Source organism: Allobosea sp. P4_H5 (genome assembly GCF_056400825.1).
Genome location: NZ_JBFUKM010000001.1, coordinates 613,059 through 631,405 on the forward strand (window position 1 = coordinate 613,059; position 18,347 = coordinate 631,405).

The following is an 18,347-nucleotide window of genomic DNA, read 5'->3' on the forward strand; positions in this document are numbered from 1 at the left end:
AGGAATTCCACCATGGACTACAGATATCTCGGCCGCTCCGGCCTCAAGGTCCCGGCTCTCAGTTTCGGCGCCGGCACCTTCGGCGGCCAGGGCCCGCTCTTCAGCGCCTGGGGCACCAGCGACGCCAAGGAGGCGACCCGCCTCGTCGACATCTGCCTCGAGGCCGGTCTCAATCTGTTCGACACCGCCGACGTCTATTCGAACGGCGCCTCCGAGGAGATCCTCGGCGCGGCGATCAAGGGCCGGCGCGACAAGGTCCTGATCTCGACCAAGATGACGCTGCCGATGGGCGACGGTCCCAATGATGCCGGCTCCTCGCGCAGCCGGCTGATCGACGGCACCGAGGCCGCGCTGCGCCGGCTCGGCAGCGATCATATCGACCTGCTCCAGCTCCATGCCTTCGACGCCTTCACGCCGATCGAGGAGGTGCTGTCGACGCTCGATGCGCTCGTCCGCGCCGGCAAGATCCGCCAGGTCGGCGTCTCCAACTTCGCCGGCTGGCAGTTGATGAAGTCGCTCGCCCTCGCCGAGAAGCACGGCTTCCCGCGTTATGTCGCGCATCAGGTCTATTATTCGCTGGTCGGCCGCGACTACGAGTTCGACCTGATGCCACTCGGCCTCGACCAGGGCGTCGGCGCCCTGGTCTGGAGCCCGCTCGGCTGGGGCCGCCTCACCGGCAAGATCCGCCGCGGCCAGCCCTTGCCCGAAGGCAGCCGCCTGCACCAGACCGCCGATTTCGGCCCGCCGGTCGACGACGAGAAGCTCTATGCCATCGTCGACGTGCTCGACGCACTCGCCAAGGAGACCGGCAAGACGGTTCCGCAGATTGCGATCAACTGGCTGCTGCAGCGCCCGACCGTCGCCTCCGTGATCATCGGCGCCCGCAACGAGACGCAATTGCGCGATAATCTCGGTTCTGTCGGCTGGGCTCTGACGCCGGAGCAGATCGCGAGACTCGACAAGGCGAGCGCAACGGTGCCGCCCTACCCGGCCTTCCCCTATCATCGTCAGGAGGGCTTCGCCCGGCTCAACCCGCCGGTCGTCTAGGTCTCCAAACCCTTCCTGGTCATCCCGGGTCGGGCTACGCCCGCCCGGGATGACTTGGTTTGAACGCAGCTTGATTTTTTTCGCGCCGCCTTGTCGGCTGCCGGCCCGGCCGAACGTCCTTGGCCTGAACCGGAGCGCCGCGCATGCACTACGCCATCCTTTGCTATCATTCCGAGGAGGTCGTCACGGCCTGGACGAAGGAGCAGAACGAGGAGGTCATGGGCCGCCTCGAAAAGGTCCGCCAGCGCATCGCCAAGGAAGGCAAGCTCGGCCCGGTCGCGCGCCTGCTGCCGACCACGGCAGCGACGACCCTGCGCAAGGACCGCGACCCGCCGCTGATCATCGATGGCCCCTTCGCCGAGACCAAGGAGCAGTTCCTCGGCTTCTACATTGTCGACGTCGCCGATCTGGACGAGGCGCTCGGTATCGCGCGCGAGCTCGGCGAGGCCAATCCGGGCGGCGCCTTCGAGATCCGTCCGCTCGCCGTCTACTATCCGGCCGGAGTCTGATCATGGCGGAGATCGCCTGGATCCATGCGGCGCTGACCTCGGCGCGCCCTCAGGCGATCAGCGCTTTGCTGCGCTATTTCCGCGATCTCGACATTGCCGAGGAGGCCTATCAGGAGGCCTGTCTCCGGGCGCTGCGGACCTGGCCGCAGAACGGCCCGCCGCGCGATCCCGCCGCCTGGCTGATCTTCGTCGGCCGCAATGTCGCGCTCGACCAGGTCAGGCGGCAGAAGAAGCAGGAAGCTCTGCCCGACGAAGACAGGCTCTCCGATCTCGGTGACGCCGAGAGCGAGGTCGCCGAGCGGCTCGACGGCGATCATTACCGCGACGACATCCTGCGCCTGCTGTTCATCTGCTGCCACCCCGATCTGCCATCGACGCAGCAGGTCGCGCTCGCTTTGCGCATCGTCTCGGGCCTCAGCGTCAAGCAGATCGCCCGCGCCTTCCTCGTCGGCGAGAGCGCGATGGAGCAGCGCATCACCCGCGCCAAGGCGCGGGTCGCCGCAGCCCATATACCCTTCGAGACACCCGGCCCGATCGAGCGCGCCGAGCGCCTCGCCGCGGTCGCGGCGATGCTCTACCTCGTCTTCAACGAAGGCTATTCCGCCAGCGGCGCCGAGGCCGACCGCCGCCGCCCCTTCAGCGAGGAGGCGATCCGGCTGATGAGGCTGCTGCTGCGACTGTTCCCGACCGAGCCGGAAATCATGGGGTTGCTGGCGCTGATGCTGCTGCAGCACGCCCGCGCCCCGGCCAGACTCGACGCCGACGGCCAGATCGTCCTGCTCGACGATCAGGACCGGAAGCTCTGGGACCGCGAGATGATCGCGGAAGGGCTTGCTCTGGTCGACAAGGCGATGCGCCATCGCCGGCCCGGTCCCTACCAGATCCAGGCAGGAATCGCTGGCGTCCACAGCCGCGCAGCGCGGGCGGACGAGACCGACTGGGCCCAGATCGACATCCTCTACGCCACGCTGGAGCATATCCAGCCCTCGCCGGTGATCACGCTCAACCGCGCCGTCGCCGTCGCCAAGCTGCGTGGGCCTGAAGCTGCGCTCGCCATGGTCGAGCCGCTGGAGCAGCAGCTCTCCGGCTATTTCTACTTCTTCGGCTTCAAGGGCTGGCTGCTGATGCAGCTCGGCCGCGATCGCGAGGCGCGTACCATCTTCGACCGCGCCATCGCGCTCGCTGGCTCGGCCAGCGAAGCCGCCCATATCCGCCAGCATATCGACCGGCTGATGCGCGAGAGCGGGCAAGTTGCGGCCGGCTGAGGCCTGAGACCGAGCATCGCTGAAATTTTTTGAGGTGCCGTGTCGGCACCGCGCTTGCCCGTTCGTCCTTGCTTTAAAGGGGCGACGAGCGAATGGCGTCGGCTGAATAAGTCCGCGCCCAGAAACTCGTCGATGACAACAGCTTGCTTCGAAATCCTCAGTTCAAGGATCGGAAGCGGCCATTGCAGCGAGGAGACCGACCATGACGCAGACCACCGTCAGCAAGGAAGACTGGATCGCCGCCCGCAAGGCCCTGCTCGTCAAGGAGAAGGAACTGACACGGCGGCGCGATGCGATCGCCGCCGAGCGCCGCGCCTTGCCGCGCATCCGGATCGAGAAGGAATACGTTTTCGACACGCCGGCTGGAAAGCAGACGCTCGCCGACCTGTTCCGAGGTCGCAGCCAGCTCATCGTCAAGCATTTCATGCTCGCGCCCGGCCAGATCGAGGGCTGCGTCGGCTGTTCCTTCGAGGCCGATCATGTCGAGGGAGTGCTGCAGCATCTCGAACGCCACGACGTTGCCTATGTCGCGGTAGCGCGTGCGCCGCTCGCCGAGATCGAAGCCTACAAGACCCGCATGGGCTGGCGCTTCCACTGGGTCTCGTCCCATGGCAGCGACTTCAACTACGACTTCGACGTCTCCTACACGCCGGAACAGCTCGCCAACGCCTTCTACAATTTCGAGACGATCGCCTCGCCGCTGGAGGACCTCTCCGGCCATACCGTCTTCGAGAAGGGTGCCGACGGGACGATCTACCAGACCTATTCGACCTTCGGTCGCGGCGCCGAGGAGGTGCTCGGCACCTATATGTACCTCGACCTGACGCCGAAGGGCCGCAACGAGACCGGCCCTGCGGGCAACCTGACCGACTGGGTCCGCCCGCACGACCGCTACGACACCCCCGGCAAGACCGACATGACCGGCCGCTGGCGCGAGGAGCCGGCCGCGTCCTGCTGCCACGCTCCGGCGGCGGGCTGAGGGGCGAGCGCGGCTCTAGACCGATCCGCTATCCATGCTCTCCAGGCTGAGCGCGAGTTTGCGCAGCAGCACCGCCAATTCCTCCTGCTCGCGCGCGTCGAGGCCCGCGAGCAGGCGCTTCTCCAGCGCCATATCCTCGCGAAACGTCGCCTCGGCCTTGGCGCGGCCGGCCTCGGTCAGTTCGACCAGGAGGCTGCGCTTGTCCTCCGCCGCCTCCCGCCGCTGGATCAACCCAGCCGCCTCCAGGCGATTGAGGCGAGCCGTGAGCCCGCCTGAGGAGATCATCAATGTGCGGTAGAGCTCGGTCGGCGTCAGTCGCCACGGGGCTCCGGATCGTCGCAGCGTCGAGATCACGTCGAACTCGCCGGCATCGAGACCATGGCGGGCAAAGACGGCCTCGATTCCCGGCCGTAGCCGCAATGTGATCCGGCGCGCCCGGCCGATCACCGCCATGGGCGACGTATCCAGCTCCGGCAGCTCATGCTGCCATTGCCCGCGCAGCCGGTCGATATGATCGCCGCCCTGCTCCGTCTTGTCGCTCATCCCGGCCTCCGCTGATCCGACAGACGGCATGATGTAGGTATCTTGACATCGAGACAATATCGGATTTATCTTTCTATCAAGATAAATTGCAAAATGGCGGCGCGAAAAAAAATTCACTCACCCTGTCGGAACGTCCGGAGCGCCAACGTCCTCGTGGCAGATCACCGGATACGCCGGCCCCGAACCTCAGACGAAACCCTGCTCACCCGACCCCGGAGCTCGACAATGTCCCAAGCAGCAGAAGCCATCCAGCCGCAGGCCCAGCCCGAGACCCGCGGCGGCGTCGTCGCCTATCTCAGCGTCGACGGCGCGGTGAAGGCCTCGGAATTCTACCAGAAGGCCTTCGGTGCGCAGGAAGTGGCGCGCATGCCGGTCGACGAGAAGGGCAGGACCATGCACGTCCACCTCTACGTCAATGGCGGCTCGCTGATGCTGAGCGATCCCTATCCGGAACACGGCTACGCCTGGGAGAAGCCCCAGGGCTTCACCCTGACCCTGCGCGTCGACGACATCGATTTCTGGTGGAAGCGCGGCGTCGAGGCCGGCATGGAGATCGTGACCCCGGTCGACCTGATGTTCTGGGGCGACCACTACGGCCAGTATCGCGACCCGTTCGGCGTGCTCTGGGCCCTGGTCTCAGCGCCCAAGTAAAGCGCCGGCGCCGGGCGACCGACGCCATTCACATCGTCATGCGTCCCCATCCGGCTGCCTTCGCAGCCGGGCCGGCGGAGCCTTGCATCCAATCGGAGCATCCCATGCAGTCCGACTTCATCAACAATACCACGCCCGCCGGACAGCTCTGGACCGGGCGCATCATGAGCGGCCTCGTCGTCGCCTTCCTGGTCTTCGATGGCGCCATCAAACTCGCGCCGCTGGCCATCGTCACCGAGACGATGCAGCAGCTCGGCTATTCCGGCTCGCAGGAGCTGGCGCGCGGGCTCGGCGTGATGACGCTGGTCATCGCCCTGCTCTACGGGTTGCCCCGCACGTCGGTGCTCGGCGCCATCCTGCTGACCGGCCTGCTCGGCGGCGCCATGGCGACGCATCTGCGCGTCGGCAGCCCGCTCTTCAGCCATCTCCTCTTCGGCCTCTATCTCGGCCTCCTGGCCTGGGGCGGCCTTTACCTGCGCGATGCGCGGCTGCGCCGCCTGATCCCCGTCCGTCTCGACGCCTGACCCTCGACCCCACCCCACACAGGAGAGTGCCATGCTTACCTATATCGCCATCGCCGTGCTCGCCCTTGTCGCCGGCCTCCTCATTGTCGCCGCACGCAAGCCCGATCTCTTCCAGGTCAGCCGTTCCGCGACGATCCGGGCGACGCCCGAGCGCATTTTCGCCTTGCTCGCGGACTTCCAGGAATGGGGCGCCTGGTCGCCCTATGAGAAGAAGGATCCGGCAATGACGCGCAGCTTCAGGGGCGCGACCTCCGGCGTCGGCGCCGTTTACGCCTTCGACGGCAACAAGCAGGCCGGCACCGGCGAACTTGCGATCGTCGAGGTCCAGGCACCGACCAAGCTCGCCGTCACGCTCGACATGACCAAGCCGATGGCCTGCCACAACCTGATCACCTTCAGCCTCACCCCGGCAGAGGGCGGCACGCTGGTGACCTGGCACATGCAGGGTGCCTGCCCGTTCATGGGCAAGCTGATGGGCACGATCTTCAACATGGACCGCATGGTCGGCGGCGATTTCGAGAAGGGCCTCGCCGCGCTCAAGCAGGCCACCGAGCGGCCGCAACTGGTTGCTGCCGCGGCCTGACCGCCGCGCATTCGACAGTCCATCGCAAAGAAGCACGCAAAGGAGGAACTGCTATGACCAACGCCACGGAGCACGACAAGACCCAGGCCAACGACATGAGTGGCTGCATGCCGGCCAAGCCCCAGGCGGAGCATGAATGGCTCCACCAGCTCGTCGGCGACTGGACCTATGAGGCCGAGTGCCTGATGGGTCCGGACCAGCCGCCGATGAAGTCTTCGGGCACGCAATCCTTTTCGTCCTTCGGCGGGCTCTGGCTCGTCGGCGACGGCACCGGCCAGATGCCGGACGGCAGCCCTGCCGTAACCCGGATGACTCTGGGCTACGATCCGCAGAAGGAGCGCTATGTCGGCTCCTTCATCGGCTCGATGATGGGCAATCTCTGGGTCTATACCGGTACGCGCGACGCCACCGGCACGGTGCTGACGCTCGACACCGAAGGCCCCGACTTTACCAAGCCTGGCAAGATCACGGCCTATCAGGACATCCTCGAGATCAAGAGCCCGGACCATCACGTCCTGTCTTCGCAGACAAAGGGCGAGAACGGCGAATGGGTCCAGTTCATGACGGCGCATTACCGCCGGGTGAAGTGACGGCTCGGCGGCGACGCAACTGAGCACCTTTCGAGGGCGCGGAGCGACCAGCTCCGCGCCCTCGTGCTTGACCGGCACGCGCGTTCGGGGGCATGTGCAAGCCCTAAGAAACTGGGTGGGGACGGCCCCAAGACGATGCGCATCCTGCTGATCGACAATTACGACAGCTTCACCTGGAACCTGGTCCACCTGATCGGCGGGCTCGGTGCGCAGGTCGACGTGCGCCGCAACGATACGCTCTCCGTCGATGAGGCCCTCGCCGGCGACCATGACGCGATCGTGCTCTCGCCCGGCCCCTGCACGCCGAACGAGGCCGGCATCTGCCTCGATCTCGTGCGCGAAGGCGCTGACAGGAAGCCGATCTTCGGCGTCTGCCTGGGCTTGCAGGCGATCGGCCAGGTCTTCGGCGGCGAGGTCGTACGCGCGCCTTTGCCGATGCACGGCAAGGTCTCGACCATCACACACCGGGCCCGCGGCCTGTTCCACGGCATCAATGGCCCGCTCGAGGCGACGCGCTATCACTCGCTGGTTGTCCGCAGGGAAAGCTGCCCGGCGGAGCTCTCGATCGAGGCCGAATCCGGCGACGGCATGATCATGGCGCTGTCGCATCGCGACCTGCCGGTCCATGGCGTGCAGTTCCATCCCGAGAGCATCGCCTCGGAGCACGGCGCGACGATCTTGCGCAATTTCCTCGATCTCGCCGAGCGATGGTCGCGCCAGAATCAAAAAGCCGCCCTTTCCGCGACAGCCTGATCGATCGAGTTCCCATGGACGACTTCAAACCCTTCATCGCCAAGGTCGCGACCGGCGCCTCGCTGTCGCGCGAGGAGGCCCGCGACGCCTTCGAATCGATGCTTTCCGGCGAGGTCACCAACGCGCAAGCCGCCGCCTTCCTGATGGCACTGCGCGTGCGCGGCGAGACCACCGAGGAGATCGCCGGCGCCGTCACCGCCATGCGCGCCCGCATGCTCACCGTCGAGGCCCCGGCCGACGCGATCGACATCGTCGGCACCGGCGGCGATGCCTCCGGTTCCTATAATGTCTCGACGCTAGCCTCGATCATCGTCGCGGCCTGCGGCGTGCCGGTCGCCAAGCACGGCAACCGCGCGGCATCCTCGCGCTCCGGCGCCGCCGACGTGCTGACCGCGCTCGGCGTCAAGGTCGGGCTGGAAGCGGCCGGCACCGAGCGCTGCATCGCACAGGCCGGCGTCGGCTTCATGTTCGCGCCAACCCACCACGCCTCGATGCGGCATGTCGCGCCGGTGCGCACCGAGCTAGGCACCCGCACCATCTTCAACCTGGTCGGTCCGCTCTCGAATCCGGCCGGTGTGAAGAAGCAGCTGATCGGCGCTTTCTCCGAGACCTGGCTCGAGCCGATGGTCAAGGTGCTGCAGTCGCTGGGGTCGAAGACGGTCTGGGCCGTGCACGGCTCCGACGGCCTCGACGAGATCACCACCACCGGCCCGACCCGCGTGGTCGCGCTGAAGGACGGCAAGATCGAGAGCTTCAACATCGCGCCGGAGGATGTCGGCATCGCCCGCGCTAAACCCGAGGATCTGCGCGGCGGCGAGCCGGCGCAGAATGCGCTGGCCTTGCAGGATGTGCTCGGCGGGGCGAAGGGCGCCTTCCGCGACATCGCCGCCTTCAATGCCGCCGCCGCGCTCGTCGTCGCCGGCAAGGCTGCTGAGCTCGGCGAGGGGCTGGCGCAGGCCTATGCGGTGCTGGACAATGGCAAGGCCAAGGCCGCGCTCGCGGCTCTCGTCGCCAGCTCCAATGCGTGAGGCCATCCATGTCCGATATTCTCAGGCGGATCGAGGCCTATAAGCGCGAGGAGATCACGGCGGCGCGCGCCGCGGTGCCGCAGGCCGAGATCGAAAAGCGCGCGGCGGCTGAGCCCGCCCCGCGTGATTTCGTCGGCGCGCTCGAAGCCAAACACCGTGCCGGCGGCCCGGCTTTGATCGCCGAAATCAAGAAGGCCTCGCCCTCCAAGGGCCTGATCCGCGCCGACTTCGACCCGCCGGCGCTGGCGAAAGCTTATGCCGCAGGCGGTGCCGCCTGCCTCTCGGTCCTGACCGACACGCCCTCCTTCCAGGGCCGGCCGGAATATCTCGCGGAGGCGCGCGCCGCCTCCGGCCTGCCGGGCCTGCGCAAGGACTTCATGTTCGAGCCCTATCAGGTCTTCGAAGCCAGGAGCTGGGGCGCCGACTGCATCCTGATCATCATGGCCTCGCTCGACGATGCCGCGGCGCGCGAGCTCGTCGCCACCGCCAAGGCGCTCGGCATGGCGGCGCTCGCCGAGGTCCATGACGAGGCCGAACTGGAGCGCGCGTTGACCCTCGACACCAGGCTTGTCGGCATCAACAACCGCGACCTGCGCAGCTTCGAGCTCAACCTCGCCGTCACCGAGCGCTTGGCGCCGCGCGTGCCGAAGGACCGCCTGCTCGTCGGCGAGAGCGGCATCTTCAGCCATGCCGACATCACCCGCCTGCAGGCTTGCGGCGTCAACACCTTCCTGGTCGGCGAGAGCCTGATGCGCCAGGCAGACGTCACCGCAGCCACGCGTGAGCTCCTGACCGGCAAGACCACCGAGGCGGCGGCGTGAGCCGCCTGACTCATCTCGACCAGAAGGGCGAAGCCCATATGGTCGATGTCGGTGACAAGGCCGAGACCGTCCGGGTCGCCATCGCCGAAGGCCATGTCGTCATGCAAGCCGAGACGCTGGCCATCGTCCGCGATGGCGAAGCCAAGAAGGGCGACGTGCTCGGCACTGCCCGCCTCGCCGGCATCATGGCCGCCAAGCGCGCCCATGAACTGATCCCGCTCTGCCACCCGCTGCTCCTGAGCAAGATTTCCGTGGACCTATCGATCGACGAGGCCCTGCCGGGTGTGCGCGTGCGCGCCGAGGTCAAGCTGACCGGCAAGACCGGCGTCGAGATGGAGGCGCTGACCGCCGTCAGTGTCGCCTGCCTCACGGTCTACGACATGGTGAAGGCGGTTGATCGCGCCATGCATATCGAGGGCGTCCGACTCGTGCATAAATCCGGCGGCAAGTCCGGAACCTACGAGATCGCAGGACCATAGGCATGAGCCTCACCCCCGTCCCGGTCGCGCTCAAGGCGCTGCTCGACAGCGTGCCCGGCCCGACGCCGGCCGAGACGCTGGCGCTGGCGCACTGCGCCGGCCGCGTGCTGGCCGGGGATGTCGCCGCACTCCGGACCCAGCCGCCCTTCGCCAATTCGGCCATGGATGGTTACGCCGCCCGCGCCGCCGATCTGGAGCCGGGCAAGGAGCTTAAGGTCATCGGCGAATCCGCCGCCGGCCGCGGTTTTTCCGGACCGATCGGCCCGGGCGAAACGGTGCGCATCTTCACCGGCGCGCCCATCCCCGACGGTGCCGACGTGATCCTGATCCAGGAGCATGCCGAGGGCGTCGGTGGCCCGGTCATCCGGGTCACCAAGCCGGCGAGCAGGGGCCAGTTCATCCGCCCGGCCGGACTCGATTTCGAGACCGGCGAGATCTTGCTAAAAGCTGGCCGCCGGCTCGACAGTGCTGCGCTCGGCCTTGCCGCAGCGGCGGGGCATCCGACGCTTTCCGTCCGTCGCAAGCCGCTGGTCGCGATCCTCGCCACCGGCGACGAGCTCGTCCTGCCCGGCGAGCCGGTCGGGCCCGACCAGATCGTCGCCTCCAACAGCTTCGCGCTCGCCGCTCTGATCGAACAGGCCGGCGGCACGGCGCTCGACCTCGGCATCGCCCGCGACAACCATCCCGACCTCGCCGCCAAGATCGACGCGGCGCGCAACGGCGGAGCCGATGTCCTGATCACCCTCGGTGGCGCTTCGGTCGGCGAGCACGATCTCGTCCAGGCGGCGCTGAAGGCGCAGGGCATGGAACTCGGCTTCTGGAAGATCGCGATGCGCCCGGGCAAGCCGATGATGATGGGCCGGCTTGGCACCGTGGTCGCGCTCGGCCTGCCCGGCAATCCGGTCTCCTCGATCGTCTGCGGCCATCTCTTCGCGATGCCACTGGTCGAAGCCCTGCTCGGCATCGACGATCCCGAGCGCGATCGCAGCGAACCCGCCATCCTCGCCGTCGATCTGCCGGCCAATGACGAGCGCCAGGACTATCTGCGCGCCACTGTCGAGACCATCGATGGCGAGCGGCGGGTCAGGCCCTTCACCAAGCAGGATTCCTCGATGCTGGCGAACCTGTCGCGCGCCGAGGCGCTGGTGATCCGCCCGGCCTTTGCCGAAGCGGCCAAGGCGGGTGATCCCTGCCGGATCATCCGGCTGCGCTGACCCGTTCACCTCGCGGCAGGATGCGGCTTGCGGAACACAAAGCGAACAGTTATGGTGTTCGTGCTTTGTTTCGATTCTAGCCCGAGAGGCGAGCGGCGCGACCATGCTGACACGCAAACAGTTCGAACTGCTTCGCTTCATCCATGAGCGCCTGCGCGAATCCGGCGTGCCGCCCTCTTTCGACGAGATGAAGGACGCGCTCGACCTGCGCTCCAAGTCGGGCATCCATCGTTTGATCATGGCGCTGGAGGAGCGCGGCTTCATTCGCCGGCTTCCGAACCGGGCCCGTGCTCTCGAAGTCATCAAGATGCCGGACGGCATCGGCGGACCGCAGGCGCAGCGCGGCCGTTTCAGCCCCTCGATCGTCCAGGGCGGGCTCGGCCAGACGCCGTCCGCTCCTGCTGCAACGCTGGCGAAGCCGCGCCCGCCGGCTGAAGAGAACGGGCGTTCGACGGTTTCCATTCCCGTCATGGGCCGCATCGCCGCCGGCACGCCGATCTCGGCGATCCAGGATCGCAGCCATAGCGTTACGATGCCCGCCGACATGCTCGGCGGCGGCGAGCATTACGCCCTCGAAGTCCGCGGTGATTCGATGATCGAGGCCGGTATCCTCGACGGCGACACCGTCGTGATCCGCAAGCAGGATACCGCCAATACCGGCGACATCATCGTCGCCCTGATCGACGACGAGGAAGCGACGCTGAAGCGATTGCGCAAGCGCGGTTCCTCGATCGCGCTCGAAGCCGCCAACCCCGCCTATGAGACGCGCGTGCTCGGCCCGGACCGGGTCAAGATCCAGGGCCGGCTCGTCAACCTGATGCGGCGCTACTGAAGCGCCTCGGCGTCCTGTGACGGCTCCGCAGTTGCGGCTGTCGGCACAGGCGCAGCAGCGGACTCGGGCACCGGCCTTGGTTCCGGTCGGGCTCGGGTCCATGGACGCAGGCGTGTGACCTCGTCGGCCGTATAGGCGCGCCAACCGCCGCGAGCCGCGTGATAAGCGGTCGCGCCGTCGCGGATGAGGGAGCTCCGGTCGATCAGGCGGGCGGCGCACGGTGCCGTCCAATAGAGCGATGTCACCACGAGATCGGCGCGCTGGCAGTCCTCGACCAGAGCGATCCGGTCACGCGTATAGGCGACGCTGCGCCCGTCCGGCAGGCGGATGATGCAGCCGCGCGCATCGCAAGCGGCGCCATTGCGCAAGGCCGTATCGTCAGGCGCGCGCGAATCGCCGTCGGCATGCAGCCATTGCGTCAGCACGAAGCGGCTCGGCTTGCCCGCCAGTACCATCTTCCCCTCCTGCCCCCGCACCAGCACGCCCGAGCCGTCACGCTCGATCAGGATGTCGGGCCGTGACGGGGCCGAGGCCAGCGCCAGCCCGCCGACCAAGGGCAGCGCGGCAAGGAAGCGCAGCGCCGTCGTCCACAAGGTCAGCCAGAGCAACGACAGCGAGAACAGAATCAGGGCGGTCGAGCCGAAGGCGGGCAGCACCACGGTCGAGCGGTCGATGCCGGCGACCCAATGGGCAAGCTGGAGCACATAGCCGGAGGCCCAGCCCATCAGCGCCCAGGCCGGCCAGTCGAGCCCGAACGGATAGGCGAGCACGCCGAAGACTGCGGCGGGCATCACGATCAGCGAGACGAAGGGCAGCGCCAGCGCATTGCCGAGCAGGCCGAACGGGTTGAAGGTCTGGAAATGGTAGACGCCATAAGGCGCCGTCGCCGCGGTCGCGACCATGGTGGTGGTCAGAATGCCGACGGCCGAGAGCCAGAGCGGCCGCAACGGCCAGGGCCGGAGGCCGCCGCGGCATCGGGCGCCCGCTCCTGCCAGCGCTCGGCGAAGGCGATCAGCGCCGCGACCGCACCGAAAGACATCTGGAAGCTCGGCCCGAGCAGCGCCTCCGGCTCGCGCAGCAGCACAATGATCGCGGACAGAGCGAGGTTGCGCATGGAGAGCGCCGGCCGGTCGACCAGGATCGCCCCGAGCATGACCAGCGTCATGATCAGCGAGCGCTCGGTCGCGACATCCGCGCCGGAGAAGATGCAATAGGCGGTGGCGCCGAGCATGGCGACGAGAGCCGCGAGCTTCTTCACCGGCCAGTGCAGCGCCACCGTCTGCGACAGCGTAAGCAAGGCCCGCACCAGCCAGAAGATGGTACCGGCAGCGAGCACCATGTGCAGGCCCGAGATCGAGACAATGTGGTAGATTCCGGCGGCGCGCAGGTCGTTGTTGGTCGCTTCGCTGATCAGCCCACGCTTGCCGGTGACGAGGGCCGCCGCCATCGCCCCGGCCTGCCCGCCGCCGCTGGTCGCGATCCGCTCGGTCAATGCGTTGCGGGCCTGGTCGATCGCGACCGCCAGAGCAAGCCGGCGCGGCATCGGCACAGGAGCCGGGGAGAGCGTGATCTTGCCGGCTATGTTGCCGACGGCGCCGACACCCTGGAAGAAGGCATCGCGGGCGAAGTCATACCCCCCGGGACGCGCCGGCCCAGGCGGCGGCAGGAGACGCGCGGTGGCGCTGATATGGTCGCCGGGCTTCAGCGTCGTTACCGGCGTGGTGACACGCACCCGCCGAGGCCGCTGCCCGGGATCGACGCCCGGCAGGTCCGTGACCTGGATGACGATGCGCACGCCCTTCTCGCGCTGCTCCAGCGCCTCGACGAAACCGGTGAGCTTGCCGACATGATTGCGGGCGAGCGCCGGCGCCGCGATGTTTGCCGTCCGCCAGGTCGCGGCCGCAAAGCCGGCAAAGGCCGCCGCGATCGCGATGCAGACCGCCATGACGGCGCGGCGCCGGCGCATCAGCAGCGCGGAGAATGCAGACAGCACCAGCCCGGCCAGGGGCGCGGCCAACCCCGGCTCGCGATCGGCCAAGAAATAGAGCAGCACGCCGGCGCCCATGCAGACTGGAAGCCAATTGAACAGGCGACGGCGCTCGATCTCGGTTTCAAGCGCCTGGCGAAGGCGCCCACCCCAATCGGGCAAAAAAGCAGATAGTGGCTGGGAAAAATGGGCGACGCGCCGCAAGCGCGCAGGCAGAGCCAGCACGCCCACCCTGCTACGGCGCTGTTCTGGCCCGTAGGAGAGCATCAGTCCCCCCGCACGGCCGCGCGATGATCGTGCCCCCTCCCCGCAGGAGGCTCTTAACGGCAGCCGGCAAGCCATGTTACAGCGGCGGCGCCGGATGTCAGCCCCGGCCGAGGCCCGTATCCCAATCGCCCTCGCCTCACGCTTACCCGTTCCGCCGGAGCCTCCCTTCATGAGTGACACGGTCGTCACGCGCTTCGCGCCGTCGCCTACCGGATTCCTGCACATTGGCGGCGCCCGAACTGCGCTGTTCAACTGGCTCTATGCCCGCCGCCATGGCGGCAAGATGCTGCTGCGCATCGAGGATACCGACCGCGAACGCTCGACAGAGGGCGCCATCGCCGCGATCCTCGACGGCCTCGCCTGGCTCGGCCTCGATTGGGACGGGCAGACGGTCTACCAGTTCCAGCGCGCCGCCCGCCACCGCGAGGTCGCCGAGCAGATGCTGGCGGCCGGCAAGGCCTATTACTGCTATGCGACGCCGCAGGAACTCGACGCGGAGCGCGAAGCAGCGCGCGCCGAGGGCAAGCAGTGGCGTTATGACGGGCGCTGGCGCGACCGCGACCCGTCGACCGCGCCCGAAGGCGTCAAGCCGGTGATCCGCCTCAAGGCGGATCAGACCGGTGAGACCGTGGTCGAGGACGAGGTCCAGGGCCGCGTCACCTGGCAAAACGAGAATCTCGACGATCTCGTCCTGCTGCGCTCGGATGGCAACCCGACCTACATGCTCGCCGTCGTCGTCGACGATCACGACATGGGCGTCACCCACATCATCCGCGGTTCGGACCACCTGACCAATGCCGCCCGCCAGACGCAGATCTACCAGGCGCTCGGCTGGATCGTGCCGAGCATGTCGCATATCCCGCTGATCCACGGGGCCGACGGCGCCAAGCTGTCGAAGCGGCACGGCGCGCTCGGCATCGAAGCCTATCGCTCGATGGGTTATCTGCCGATCGCACTGCGCAACTACCTGCTGCGCCTCGGCTGGAGCCATGGCGACCAGGAGATCTTCTCTCCCGAAGAAATGATCTCGCTGTTCAACCTGTCCTCGATCGGCCGCTCGCCGGCTCGCTTCGACTACGCCAAGCTCGAGAACCTCAACGGCCTCTATATGCGCGAGTCCGCCGATCACGAATTGATGACGGCGCTGAAGGCGATCTGGTCGGAGATCGGCCCGCCGCGCGGCATCGGCACGGAGCCGTCTCCCGAGCTGGAGGCCAAGCTGATGGCCGCCATGCCCGGCCTGAAGGAGCGCGCCAAGACGCTGATCGAGCTGATCGACAGCGCCTCCTATCTCTACGCCCAGCGTCCATTGGCGCTCGAGCCCAAGGCGGCCGCCTTGCTCGACGAGGCTGCGCGCCAGCGTATGCCCAAGCTGGCGGAAAAGCTCTCGGCGGTATCGGATTGGGCGCCGCCGCCGCTGGAGAGCGCGATCCGTGATTTCGCCGAGGAGAGCGGCGTCAAGCTCGGCCAGGTGGCGCAGCCCCTGCGCGCGGCGCTGACCGGCAAGACCACCTCGCCCGGCCTGTTCGACGTGATGGCGGTGCTCGGCCGCGACGAGGTGCTGGCGCGCCTCGCCGACGCGGCCTGACGCGTCAGAAAGGCTAATGACCGCTCGGTTGAACCCCTCGCGGAATTGGTCTAGCAACGCGCTGCGGACCGGCTGCTCCCGCTGCCGGTCCGGCATAAAAAATGCTTCAAAATCAGTTCGATGAACCCTGCCCGCCCGGACGTCCCGACATTCCCGTCATGGAGCCGTCATCGTGGGCCGTTCGGATGACGCCGGAACGCGACACGCAGCCGGTGCCCCCGTTCGACCGGGCACATGACTGAAGAACGAGCCTGAAAGGATCGGACCCATGAGCGGAAATACCAGCCAGTTGGCTGTCGAAGGCAAGACCGTCGACATGCCGGTCAAAGCGGGTTCGATCGGGCCGTCGGTCATCGATATCAGCAAGCTCTACGGCCAGACCGGGATGTTCACCTACGACCCCGGCTTCACCTCGACCGCCAGCTGCGAGTCGCAGATCACCTATATCGATGGCGACGAGGGCGTCCTGCTCCATCGCGGCTACCCGATCGAACAGCTTGCCGAGCACGGCGACTTCCTCGAGACCTGCTATCTCCTGCTCTACGGCGAGCTGCCGACGGCGGCGCAGAAGGCTGACTTCGACTATCGCGTCACGCGCCACACCATGGTGCACGAGCAGATGGCCCGCTTCTTCCAGGGCTTCCGCCGCGATGCGCACCCGATGGCCGTGATGGTCGCCTCGGTCGGCGCCATGTCGGCGTTCTATCACGACTCGACCGACATCTCCGATCCGCAGCAGCGCATGATCGCTTCGATGCGGATGATCGCGAAGATGCCGACGCTGGCGGCGATGGCCTACAAGTACACGATCGGCCAGCCTTTCGTGTACCCGCTCAACTCGCTGGACTACACCTCGAACTTCCTGCGCATGTGCTTCGCCGTGCCGGCCGAGGACTACAAGGTCAATCCGGTTCTCTCGCGCGCGATGGACCGCATCTTCACCTTGCACGCCGACCATGAGCAGAACGCCTCGACCTCGACGGTCCGGCTCGCCGGCTCTTCCGGCGCGAATCCCTTTGCTTGCATCGCCGCCGGCGTCGCTTGCCTGTGGGGCCCGGCGCATGGCGGCGCCAACGAGGCGGCGCTGAAGATGCTCGAGGAGATCGGCAGCGTCGACAACATCCCGAAATACATCGCCAAGGCCAAGGACAAGAACGATCCGTTCCGCCTGATGGGCTTCGGTCATCGCGTCTACAAGAACTACGACCCGCGCGCCAAGATCATGCAGAAGACGACGCATGAGGTCCTGGCCGAGCTCGGCGTCAAGGACGATCCGCTGCTCGACGTCGCCATGGAGCTCGAGCGCATTGCCCTGCACGACGAGTACTTCGTCGAGAAGAAACTCTATCCGAACATCGATTTCTATTCGGGCATCACCCTCAAGGCGATGGGCTTCCCGACCTCGATGTTCACCGTGCTGTTCGCGCTCGCGCGCACCGTCGGCTGGATCGCGCAGTGGAAGGAGATGATCGAGGATCCGTCCCAGCGCATCGGCCGCCCGCGCCAGCTCTACACCGGTTCGCCCAAGCGCGATTACACGCCGATCGGCCGTCGCTGACAAGCGCCGCGCTGGAACAACAAAGGCCGCGACGGAACCCCGTCGCGGCCTTTATTGTTTCCCGAGATTGATGCATCCAATGCAGATGACGGTTGCACGCAGGGCGCTACAGTCGCCGACCCACAAAGGAGTGTCCTCGCCCATGTCGAAAACCGAAGGTCTCAGCCGCCGCGGCTTCCTGGCCGGCGCATCGGCCCTGCCTCTTGCCGGCACCGCCTTCGCCCAGGCCCCGTTCCCGACGCGGCCGATCTCGCTGATCGTGCCCTTCGCCGCCGGCGGCTCGACCGACATCGTCGCGCGCCTTGTCGGCCAGAAGATGGGCGAACTGCTCGGCCAGTCGATTGTGATCGATAACCGCGCCGGCGCCGGCGGCAATATCGGCTCGACCGCGGTGGCTCGTGCCACACCCGACGGCTATACCCTGCTGCTCGGGACGATCTCGACCCATGCGTTGAACCCCGCGATCCTGAAGACCGTCACCTTCGATGCGGTCAAGGACTTCACGCCGATCTCGCTGCTCGCCGTGGTGCCGAATGTCATGGTCGTGCATCCGAGCTTCCCGGCCAAAACCGTGCCGGAGGTGCTGAAGCTGCTGAAGGACAATCCGGGCAAGTACTCCTATGCCTCCTCCGGCGTCGGCACGCCGCTGCACCTCTCCGGCGAGCTGTTCAAGTCGCTCGGTGGCGTCAGCATGAACCATGTGCCCTATCGCGGTGCCGGCCCGGCGCTGAACGACGTCGTCTCCGGCGCCGTGCCGATCATGTTCGACAACCTGCCCTCCTCGGCGCAATTCATCCGCAGCGGCCAATTGCGCGCCATCGGCGTCACCACCAAGGAGCGCGTCTCGTCCTTCCCCGATCTGCCGACCATCGCCGAGGGCGGGCTCGCCGGCTACGAGACCTATACCTGGAACGCGCTGTTCGGCCCGGCCAACATGCCGCGCCCGGTGGTCGACAAGATCAACGCCGCCGCCAACGACTCGCTCAAGGACGCCAATGTGAAGCAGCGCCTGGAGGACGTCAGCGCCGTGATCGTCGGCTCGACGCCGGAAGCGCTCGGCGAACACGTCAAGGCCGAGCTGGCGAAATGGGCGCCGATCGCCAAGGCGTCTGGCGCGGTGGTCGAGTAA

Annotated in this window: 20 protein-coding genes; 17 read left to right on the plus strand and 3 right to left on the minus strand. The window is 67.2% G+C overall.

The features are described from left to right. The first annotated feature begins 12 nt into the window (after window positions 1–12). The 4 genes from AC1DS0_RS02940 to AC1DS0_RS02955 all read left to right on the plus strand — a co-directional run bounded on the left by AC1DS0_RS02940 (window position 13) and on the right by AC1DS0_RS02955 (window position 3,800). The gene (locus AC1DS0_RS02940) at window positions 13–1,047 is read left to right on the plus strand and encodes an aldo/keto reductase (protein ID WP_476812878.1); all 1,035 of its coding nucleotides are present in this window, start codon (window positions 13–15) and stop codon (window positions 1,045–1,047) included. A 143-nt stretch (window positions 1,048–1,190) separates the two neighbouring features. After that, the gene (locus AC1DS0_RS02945; RefSeq protein ID WP_476812879.1) at window positions 1,191–1,556 is read left to right on the plus strand and encodes a YciI family protein; all 366 of its coding nucleotides are present in this window, start codon (window positions 1,191–1,193) and stop codon (window positions 1,554–1,556) included. Window positions 1,557–1,558: 2 nt separating this feature from the next. After that, window positions 1,559–2,821, plus strand: a complete 1,263-nt coding sequence (locus AC1DS0_RS02950; RefSeq protein ID WP_476812880.1) for an RNA polymerase sigma factor — start codon at window positions 1,559–1,561, stop codon at window positions 2,819–2,821. Window positions 2,822–3,023: 202 nt separating this feature from the next. Further along, entirely contained in the window at window positions 3,024–3,800 is a 777-nt protein-coding gene (locus AC1DS0_RS02955; RefSeq protein ID WP_476812881.1) for a DUF899 domain-containing protein, read from the plus strand. Between the two features lie 15 nt (window positions 3,801–3,815). On the opposite strand, the gene AC1DS0_RS02960 is transcribed toward AC1DS0_RS02955, so the two are convergent. Beyond that, window positions 3,816–4,343, minus strand: coding sequence for a MarR family winged helix-turn-helix transcriptional regulator (locus tag AC1DS0_RS02960; RefSeq protein WP_476812882.1), 528 nt, complete (start codon window positions 4,341–4,343; stop codon window positions 3,816–3,818). Between the two features lie 225 nt (window positions 4,344–4,568). Between AC1DS0_RS02960 and AC1DS0_RS02965 the strand changes: the two genes are divergently transcribed. The 10 genes from AC1DS0_RS02965 (at window position 4,569) to lexA (ending at window position 11,818) form a co-directional block, all read left to right on the plus strand. Then, on the plus strand, window positions 4,569–4,994 hold the full coding sequence (locus AC1DS0_RS02965) for a VOC family protein (protein WP_476812883.1): 426 nt from the start codon (window positions 4,569–4,571) through the stop codon (window positions 4,992–4,994). Between the two features lie 104 nt (window positions 4,995–5,098). Beyond that, window positions 5,099–5,518: a DoxX family protein gene (locus AC1DS0_RS02970; RefSeq protein WP_476812884.1), complete on the plus strand. Its 420-nt coding sequence runs from the start codon at window positions 5,099–5,101 to the stop codon at window positions 5,516–5,518. Window positions 5,519–5,549: 31 nt separating this feature from the next. Then, window positions 5,550–6,101, plus strand: coding sequence for an SRPBCC family protein (locus AC1DS0_RS02975; protein ID WP_476812885.1), 552 nt, complete (start codon window positions 5,550–5,552; stop codon window positions 6,099–6,101). A 53-nt stretch (window positions 6,102–6,154) separates the two neighbouring features. Then, the gene (locus tag AC1DS0_RS02980) at window positions 6,155–6,691 is read left to right on the plus strand and encodes a DUF1579 domain-containing protein (RefSeq protein WP_476812886.1); all 537 of its coding nucleotides are present in this window, start codon (window positions 6,155–6,157) and stop codon (window positions 6,689–6,691) included. A 135-nt stretch (window positions 6,692–6,826) separates the two neighbouring features. Then, window positions 6,827–7,444 (plus strand): anthranilate synthase component II, encoded by a 618-nt coding sequence (locus AC1DS0_RS02985; RefSeq protein ID WP_476812887.1) that lies wholly within the window; start codon window positions 6,827–6,829, stop codon window positions 7,442–7,444. Window positions 7,445–7,458: 14 nt separating this feature from the next. Continuing rightward, window positions 7,459–8,472, plus strand: a complete 1,014-nt coding sequence (trpD, locus tag AC1DS0_RS02990) for an anthranilate phosphoribosyltransferase (RefSeq protein ID WP_476812888.1) — start codon at window positions 7,459–7,461, stop codon at window positions 8,470–8,472. An 8-nt stretch (window positions 8,473–8,480) separates the two neighbouring features. Next, window positions 8,481–9,293 carry an indole-3-glycerol phosphate synthase TrpC gene (trpC, locus tag AC1DS0_RS02995; RefSeq protein ID WP_476812889.1) on the plus strand — a complete coding sequence of 271 codons (813 nt, stop codon included), beginning with the start codon at window positions 8,481–8,483 and terminating at the stop codon, window positions 9,291–9,293. Next, window positions 9,290–9,772, plus strand: a complete 483-nt coding sequence (gene moaC / locus AC1DS0_RS03000) for a cyclic pyranopterin monophosphate synthase MoaC (RefSeq protein ID WP_476812890.1) — start codon at window positions 9,290–9,292, stop codon at window positions 9,770–9,772. Before trpC ends, moaC begins: the two co-directional genes overlap by 4 nt. A gap of 2 nt (window positions 9,773–9,774) precedes the next feature. Further along, complete coding sequence (locus tag AC1DS0_RS03005; RefSeq protein WP_476812891.1) at window positions 9,775–10,986, plus strand: molybdopterin molybdotransferase MoeA; 1,212 nt, start codon at window positions 9,775–9,777, stop codon at window positions 10,984–10,986. 103 nt (window positions 10,987–11,089) lie between these two features. After that, entirely contained in the window at window positions 11,090–11,818 is a 729-nt protein-coding gene (lexA, locus tag AC1DS0_RS03010) for a transcriptional repressor LexA (protein ID WP_476812892.1), read from the plus strand. Here lexA and AC1DS0_RS03015 read toward each other — a convergent pair. Together AC1DS0_RS03015 and AC1DS0_RS03020 are read right to left on the minus strand one after the other, a co-directional pair. Next, the gene (locus AC1DS0_RS03015; protein WP_476812893.1) at window positions 11,812–12,765 is read right to left on the minus strand and encodes a ComEC/Rec2 family competence protein; all 954 of its coding nucleotides are present in this window, start codon (window positions 12,763–12,765) and stop codon (window positions 11,812–11,814) included. The two genes, lexA and AC1DS0_RS03015, sit on opposite strands and share 7 nt — an antisense overlap. Further along, window positions 12,729–14,030: a ComEC/Rec2 family competence protein gene (locus tag AC1DS0_RS03020; RefSeq protein WP_476812894.1), complete on the minus strand. Its 1,302-nt coding sequence runs from the start codon at window positions 14,028–14,030 to the stop codon at window positions 12,729–12,731. The genes AC1DS0_RS03015 and AC1DS0_RS03020 overlap by 37 nt, the downstream gene beginning before the upstream one ends. 211 nt (window positions 14,031–14,241) lie before the next feature. Between AC1DS0_RS03020 and gltX the strand changes: the two genes are divergently transcribed. The 3 genes from gltX to AC1DS0_RS03035 all read left to right on the plus strand — a co-directional run bounded on the left by gltX (window position 14,242) and on the right by AC1DS0_RS03035 (window position 18,347). Then, entirely contained in the window at window positions 14,242–15,660 is a 1,419-nt protein-coding gene (gene gltX / locus AC1DS0_RS03025) for a glutamate--tRNA ligase (RefSeq protein ID WP_476812895.1), read from the plus strand. A gap of 268 nt (window positions 15,661–15,928) precedes the next feature. After that, complete coding sequence (gltA, locus tag AC1DS0_RS03030) at window positions 15,929–17,218, plus strand: citrate synthase (RefSeq protein ID WP_091828742.1); 1,290 nt, start codon at window positions 15,929–15,931, stop codon at window positions 17,216–17,218. 142 nt (window positions 17,219–17,360) lie between these two features. After that, window positions 17,361–18,347 (plus strand): Bug family tripartite tricarboxylate transporter substrate binding protein, encoded by a 987-nt coding sequence (locus AC1DS0_RS03035; protein ID WP_476812896.1) that lies wholly within the window; start codon window positions 17,361–17,363, stop codon window positions 18,345–18,347.